This window comes from Deltaproteobacteria bacterium (genome assembly GCA_022340465.1).
GTDB lineage: Bacteria > Desulfobacterota > Desulfobacteria > Desulfobacterales > B30-G6 > JAJDNW01.
Genome location: JAJDNW010000083.1, coordinates 1 through 7,237, shown reverse-complemented (window position 1 = coordinate 7,237; position 7,237 = coordinate 1). Strand labels below are relative to the sequence as shown.

Sequence of the window (7,237 nt, the reverse complement as noted above, 5' to 3'; positions counted from 1 at the left end):
TACGGGGCCTCCGCGTAAATACCCGGGCTGCAAGGCCCGTCAATGGTTCGAACCTGGAAAGATGTTGCTCGTTGCGTTTGTTGTGTTGATTGAGTTAGTTGAGTTAATTGTGTTCATTGAGTTTGTTGTGTTTGTTGAGTTCATTGAGTTCGTTGAGTTTGTTGAGCAGCTCTCCAACTCAAGTAACCCGATAAACCTGCTAACTCAAGCAACCCAATAAACCTGCCAACTCAAGCAACCCAAGCAACCCAAGCAGAGGAGGCTGGCATGCTCGAAAAAGGCAGAACCTGCGCGGAAATTGACTTGGGCAATCTTGTGCAAAACCTTCGCGCTATACAGCGCCACGTCGCACCCTCGCGGGTAATTCCCGTGGTCAAGGCGGATGCCTATGGCCACGGGGCCCTGCCGGTGGCCAGAGCCGTTGCCCATGCCGGTTTCGGGCTGATTGCCGTGGCGCAGTTCGAAGAAGCCATGACGCTTCGCAACAGCGGCATCGTCAACCCCATTCTTATTTTCGGGCGCTTGATGCCCGGCGAGTTGCCGGAGGCCGTCGCCGCCGGATTCCACATCAGCCTTTTCGGTTCTCAAGACCTGGATTGGCTGGAAAAGGCCGATATTAAAGGGCCGGCCACGGTCCACGTGAATCTCGAAACCGGTATGGGCCGCGTGGGCGTTATTCCGGAAGCCGATCCGGAATTTTTCGGCAGACTCACCGCCTCCCAACGCTGTTGCTGGGAAGGTCTGTATTCGCACTTTTCCACCGCCGATGAAGCCGACAAGGGCTATGCCAATCTGCAGCTGCGGCGTTTCAACGATTTCCTGTCCAAGATGCGCACCTGGCCCCGAAGACCTGCGATGATCCACATGGCCAACAGCGGAGGCGTCCTGGACATGCCGGAAAGCCGTTTCGACGCGGTGCGAACGGGAATCATCATGTACGGCCACTACCCGAGCACGGAAACCTCCCGGTCCATTCCCCTCAAGCCGGTGATGGCCTTCAAGACCTATGTCGCTCACGTGAGAACCCTGCCCGGGGAGCACCCTGTCAGCTACGGGCGCCGATGGGTCACGGAAAAGGCAACCCGCATCGCCGTAATCCCCGTGGGATATGCGGACGGACTGCCCCGCGCCATGACCAACCGGGGGGAGGTGCTGATCAACGGATCGCGTTATCCCATGGTCGGCACGATCACCATGGATCAGACCATGATCCACGTGGGGGACGGCCCCGTGGCGGTCGGAGATGACGTCCTCATTTGGGGAGATTCCGCAGCGGGATGCCTGTCTCTCTTGGAAATAGCCGAAAAAATAGGCACCATTCCCTATGAGCTGACCTGCGGCGTGTCCCCGCGCGTCGAGCGCACCCATGTTCTCCCGCCGGAAGGAAGCGATCGTCGTTAGATAAACGTAATGTCAGTTCAGGCGATGATTTGTCCATGGTATGTAATTTATTCGTTTGACTTATGAATGATGTTGATATTTAACAAGCTACTAATACGTGCTAAATACATATAGTCTATACACTTGAAACGCATGTTTCAGGGCTGAGGTTACCCTCCTGGATAGCCGCGCCGGGATATGACCGCCGTAGTGGCTCGATCACTGCCTAAGCCGCCCGGCCTTCACGTGGAGGGTTGCCGCAACGTTCCTGTTGACTCTGTCCACATTCATCCACAGATAAATTCTGTGCAACCATTAAACCTTGATAAGGAGGTACGCATGAAAGGACTCGCAAAGGCCATGAAAATTACCCTGTTAACCGCTTTGACGGGGGTGTTTCTGTGCTCCGCGGCTGCGGCCGGTGATCTGAATGTCTACACGGCGTTGGAGGACGATGAACTCGCGGTGTACCTGCCGGCATTTCAGAAATCCCACCCGGACATCAATGTCAAACTCACGCGCGATTCAACGGGCATCGTGACGGCCAAGCTTCTGGCCGAGAAGGACAACCCTGTTGCCGATGTCGTCTGGGGAACCGCTGCCACCAGCCTGCTGGTGTGTGACGATCTGGGGATGATCAAAGGCTACAACCCCAAAGGTGTCGAGAAAGTAAAAAAAGGCATGAAAGACGGTGTGAACGATCCGGTGCACTGGGTGGGCATCAAGGCGTATGTTACCGGGATCGTGGGCAACACCATCGAAATGAAAAGCAAGGGCCTGGTCATGCCCAAATCCTATGCCGACCTGCTGAAACCGATGTACAAGGGGTACATAGTCATGCCCAATCCGGCTTCTTCCGGAACCGGATTTTTAACGGTATCAGCCATCCTTCAAATCATGGGCGAGGAAAAAGGCTGGGACTATATGGATCAGCTGCATGAAAACATTGCGATGTACACCCATTCGGGTTCCAAACCGGCCAAAATGGCCGGAAAAGGTGAATTTCCCATCGGCATCTCCTTTGCCTACCGCGGTTTCAAGCAGCGCGCCAAGGGTGAACCGGTCGAGGTGGCCTTTCCCGCCGAGGGATCCGGATATGAGGTCGAAGCCAATGCCCTGATCAAGAAGCCCCGCATCAAGAAAGACGCCAAGACTTTCCTCGACTGGGCCATCAGTGATGAGGCCATGGCCATGTACGCCAAGGTCTATCCCATCGTGGCCACCGACATCAAAGTCGACGCACCCGATGGCTGGCCGTCCGATCCCATGTCGGTACTGATCGACAACGATCTCATGTGGGCCGCAAAAAATCGCAAGGCCATCCTAAAAAAGTGGATTTCACGCTACGACAGCAAAAGCGCTCCCAAAAATTAGTTAAAGATCAGTTGGGATGACTACCGCCGGCGCCACCCGCTTTCCGGGTGGTGCCGGAATGTTTTTCGCATGATGGAGAAGACAAAATGGACCTGGGCGCCGACAAGATCGATCCCGATGAGGCTTATTTCCTAGAGGTTCGCAATATCACCAAAATGTTCGGGCAGTTCACAGCACTGAAAGACATCAGTGTCGGCATCCGACAGGGGGAATTCGTATCTGTGCTGGGCCCCAGCGGCTGCGGCAAGACCACGCTGCTGCGCGTCATCGCCGGTCTGGAGGAGCAGAATTCCGGATCCGTTTGGATCGACAGCCGTGATGTTTCCAGGGAGCCGGTAGCCAACCGCAAACTGGGCATTGTGTTTCAATCCTACGCGCTTTTTCCCAACATAAACATCATCGGCAACGTCATGTACGGGATCAGCAGAAAGCAATTTTCATCCACCCAGAGAACGCAGCGGGCCATGGAAATGCTTGAGTTGGTGGGCATCGAAGAACAGGCTTTCAAATACCCGGCACAACTTTCAGGCGGTCAGCAGCAGCGCGTGGCGCTTGCCAGGGCTCTGGCACCCAGTCCGGCAATTCTGCTGCTTGACGAGCCGCTTTCGGCCCTGGACGCGCGCGTACGGGTTTACCTGCGCACGGAAATCCGCCGCATCCAGGAAACACTCGGTGTAACGACGCTCATGGTGACCCATGACCAAGAAGAGGCGCTCACCATGGCCGACCGTGTCGTTGTCATCGAAGACGGCAGCCTGATGCAATACGCAACCCCCAACGAACTGTACAAGAACCCGCAAAACACCTTCGTGGCCGGGTTCATCGGGGAAATGAACTTCATTTCGGACTGCACCGGAAAAGACCCGGATTCGATATTTTTCGGCCAGTATGTTCTCCAGACCGCCGAGGGAAGGGCTGTCAACTATCAGGGGCGCCGTGTTATTGTCGCCATCCGGCCGGAAGACATTCGTGTTATCCGCGATGACTCCATCGACGTCAACATCATCAATACGAAGGTGGAACGCATCGAGTTTCGGGGGTCACTCTACACCCTCTACCTCAGGGTGTTGCATCAGGCCGGGGGCTCGATGGATCAGCGTCTGACCATGGACCTCCAGGTGGAAACCATGGAGTACCTGCAGGCACATACCCAGATGGAACTTCCCATCCATTTGCCGCCTGAAAGACTTTTGCTGTTCAAAACCAAGCGCGCCGGCTGATAACGGCCGCGCCTGTTCGGATAAAGGACAACGCTCTCCTTATGAAAGACTTGGCGATCGATGCAGGGAACGGCAGGGAACGGGTGACCAAAAGGTCCAGCGGTGAAGACTGGGTTCGTCGGCTGCTGATAGCGCTGGCTTGCCTCTGGCTGATGGTAGGGGTCGTGCTGCCTCTGCTGGCCGTGGTTGAACGGGCCACTCACATGGAAGTGGTCGTCAAAATAGAAGAACCCACGGAACAGGAAAAACTGGAGGACGATTTCCGCGGTCAGGTGAATGTGGCCGGCAACACGGTTCTTTTCATGTTGGAGGAGGGGAAGCAAAAGGTTCTCTATATCAACAACAAACCCGTAGAACTGAAAATGAATCATGGCGAAACCGAGTCCGTTTTTGTGGAACTCGGCAAGGACAGCATCCAACGCGTCGTCTGTCACCGCGCCAAGCCCGACAGCGTCAGTGCGAGGACCCTGCCGGTCGCCGCGATTGAGATCGTGCGCACGGAAGAGGGCGGATGGCTAATCGACGGCAAGGGGCTCCCTGCGGGAGAAAACCTGGTGGTGCTGAAAAGGTTTATCGGCCTGGTCAATTTTTTCGACTACTTCGGCCTGAAAGGCATCTCCCAGGAGAGGACGTTCGTCGCCCTGGCCAACATACTGGTGGCCATTGTTCTCATCGGCTTTTTTGCCTGGACGTTGATCCGCCCCAAGGTTCCCTTTAATCAGAACGGCATGCTCACCATAGCCATTCTGCTGTTGCTGGCTTTCCAGGCCTTCGGGGCGATCGAGCTTCTAACGCGGCACATGGTGGACTCCGGCCTGGCGCAGTCGGTCTGGAACAGTCTACGGGTAGGCCTCTACACGACGTTCATCGCGGTCAGCCTGGCCTTTGTCTACGCTTACGGCATTCATAGGACCAGGATGATCGGCAAGGCTTTTTTCCGCATCGTGGCCATGATTCCGCTTTTTGCCCCCACGATGCTCTATGGGTTGTCCCTGGTGTACATGTTCGGCAACAAGGGGGTGATCACCACCGGGTTTTTCGACAAGTATCCCTGGCTCGCCTGGGACATCCACCTCTACGGACTGACGGGTATCGTGATTGCAGAGGTGGTTTTCACCTTTCCACCGGCTTTCATGATCCTGCTGGTGGCCCTTTCCAACACAGATGCACGCCTGTATGAAGCCTCGGAAAGCCTCGGCGCAGGGACCTTGAAAACATTTTTCAAGGTCACCATCCCCAGCATTAAATTCGGGCTTTTAAGCGCCATATTCGTGGCCTTCACGTTGTCGTTCACCGACTTCGGTGCTCCGAAAGTGGTGGGCGGTCAGTTCAATATTCTGGCGGTGGACATCTACAAACAGGTCATCGGGCAGCAGAACTTCGGCATGGGCGCTACGGTGAGCATCATTCTGCTCATCCCCACGGTTTTGGCGTTTGTCGCCGATCGCATCGTCCAGCGCCGGGCCACGGCCATTGTCACCGCGCGCAGCGTCCCTTACACACCCAAGACCAACCAGGCACGTGACGCCGCTTTCGGAACCATCTGCTCGTTGATCGCCGTCTTCATTCTGACGATGGTCTTCATGGCCGGAGTGGCATCGCTGGTGAAGATTTGGCCGTATGCCTTCACCAATCCCGAACGCTATCCTCAACTGTGGACCCTCAAACACTATGCCTTCAACGATGTAGGCGGGGGGGGGTACGCGGCTTTCTGGAACAGCATCAAAATGGCGGCCCTGACCGCGCTTTGCGGTGCATTCATCACTTTCACCAGCGCCTATCTCATCGACAAGACCCGGGGCGCCGTCTGGTTGCGGAGAGCGGCCTACTTTCTGTCCATTGTGCCCCTGGCGCTACCCGGCCTGGTGATCGGTATCGCCTATATCTTCTTTTTCAACAAGACCTATTTCAACCTGCCGTTTACCGATTTCAAACTGGTGAGCCCTTTTCACTTTTTATACGGCACCATGGCTATCCTGGTCGTCTGCAACATCATCCACTTTTATACGGTCAGTTTCTTGACGGCCACCACGGCCATCCGTCAACTGGACAAGGAGTTCGAATCCGTAGCCGAATCGATGGCCGTGCCTTTCTATAAAACCTTTTTAAAGGTAACGGTGCCGGTGTGTTTTCCGGCGATCCTGGAAATTGCGGTGTTTTATTTCGTCAGTTCCATGGCCACGGTATCGGCGGTTATTTTTCTGTACACCAGCGACACACCGCTGGCTTCGGTAGCGGTGATCAACATGGATGATGCCGGCGATACGGCCCCGGCCGCGGCCATGTGCATGCTCATCGTTCTGGCCAATGTCGTCGTCAGGGGCCTGGCTGAACTGGTGAACAGGCGCTTCATCAAGAAGACCCAGGGATGGCGGAAACGTTAAATTTTTCCCGCGTTTCGAGGCGTTAAGGTTCGATTGAAACATAAAAAAGCTCATAGCCGACAGGTCATCGCTCATGGCATGCTATCGGCTATGAGCTTATGAGCTTCTGGGCCACTCGAACCCTTGTCCCCTGGCTTCCCTTAACCCTCGACCCCTGGTTTTTTTGAAACCATCTGTTTTTTTGACAAAATCGACCCGATTAATATATAGTGGAGCGTCCTGGCTGAATCAGCGGCTTCCGATGAAGCCGAAGGGAGGAGCACGGCCCCCAAAGCGGCCTGTTCCGCCGCCGCTGGTTTGCAGATTGAGGTTGGCGCCGATCCCGTTATTCCGGTGACTGAGGTAATGGAGTAGACATGAATGGTGGTGCAGACTATTTGCTGGGCAAACTGCTGAGTCTGGTTTTCTATGTAATGACCCTCGTCATCTACAACCGGGTCCGCAAAGAATATGCCGGGGGAAAGATTGCCGACGCCGTCAACCTGATCATGATTTTTCTGGCAATACTTCTGATCACCGATTCCGTGGATTATTTTCTGGGAACCTTCGTGTCGGTGGGGAGTGACATCGAGCTGATTGTCAAAATACTGCTCAAACTGCTTGCCCTCAGCGTTCTTTTCTTCGGCGGACTGCGCTTCTTTTCCAATCGGAGGACTTCCGATTTCCGCGGCGGCGCCATCTCCTCAACGGACCCCGGCGATCTGACGTCACCTTCCGTGACGGGCGGCGGGCTGCCCACCCCCGGTGATCAGGGCTCTCCGACGACGCCGGCGGTCAAACCGACCCTGGGACGTTATGAAATCATCGAACAGATCGGCAAGGGAGCCATGGGAATCGTTTACAAGGGACGTGACCCAAAGCTCCAGCGGCTTACCGCCA

6 protein-coding genes are annotated in these 7,237 nt (G+C 55.4%); all 6 read left to right on the top strand.

Annotation, left to right across the window (positions count from 1 at the left end):
• The coding region (locus LJE94_12465) for a hypothetical protein (protein ID MCG6910924.1) at positions 1 to 220 on the top strand (220 nt) is incomplete at its 5' end.
• 47 nt (positions 221 to 267) lie between these two features.
• Entirely contained in the window at positions 268 to 1,401 is a 1,134-nt protein-coding gene (alr, locus tag LJE94_12460) for an alanine racemase (protein MCG6910923.1), read from the top strand.
• Positions 1,402 to 1,719: 318 nt separating this feature from the next.
• On the top strand, positions 1,720 to 2,754 hold the full coding sequence (locus tag LJE94_12455) for a putative 2-aminoethylphosphonate ABC transporter substrate-binding protein (GenBank protein MCG6910922.1): 1,035 nt from the start codon (positions 1,720 to 1,722) through the stop codon (positions 2,752 to 2,754).
• Positions 2,755 to 2,840: 86 nt separating this feature from the next.
• Entirely contained in the window at positions 2,841 to 3,974 is a 1,134-nt protein-coding gene (locus tag LJE94_12450; protein ID MCG6910921.1) for an ATP-binding cassette domain-containing protein, read from the top strand.
• 41 nt (positions 3,975 to 4,015) lie between these two features.
• Entirely contained in the window at positions 4,016 to 6,358 is a 2,343-nt protein-coding gene (locus LJE94_12445; GenBank protein ID MCG6910920.1) for a putative 2-aminoethylphosphonate ABC transporter permease subunit, read from the top strand.
• Positions 6,359 to 6,714: 356 nt separating this feature from the next.
• On the top strand, positions 6,715 to 7,237 hold a 523-nt coding region (locus LJE94_12440), incomplete at its 3' end, for a hypothetical protein (protein ID MCG6910919.1).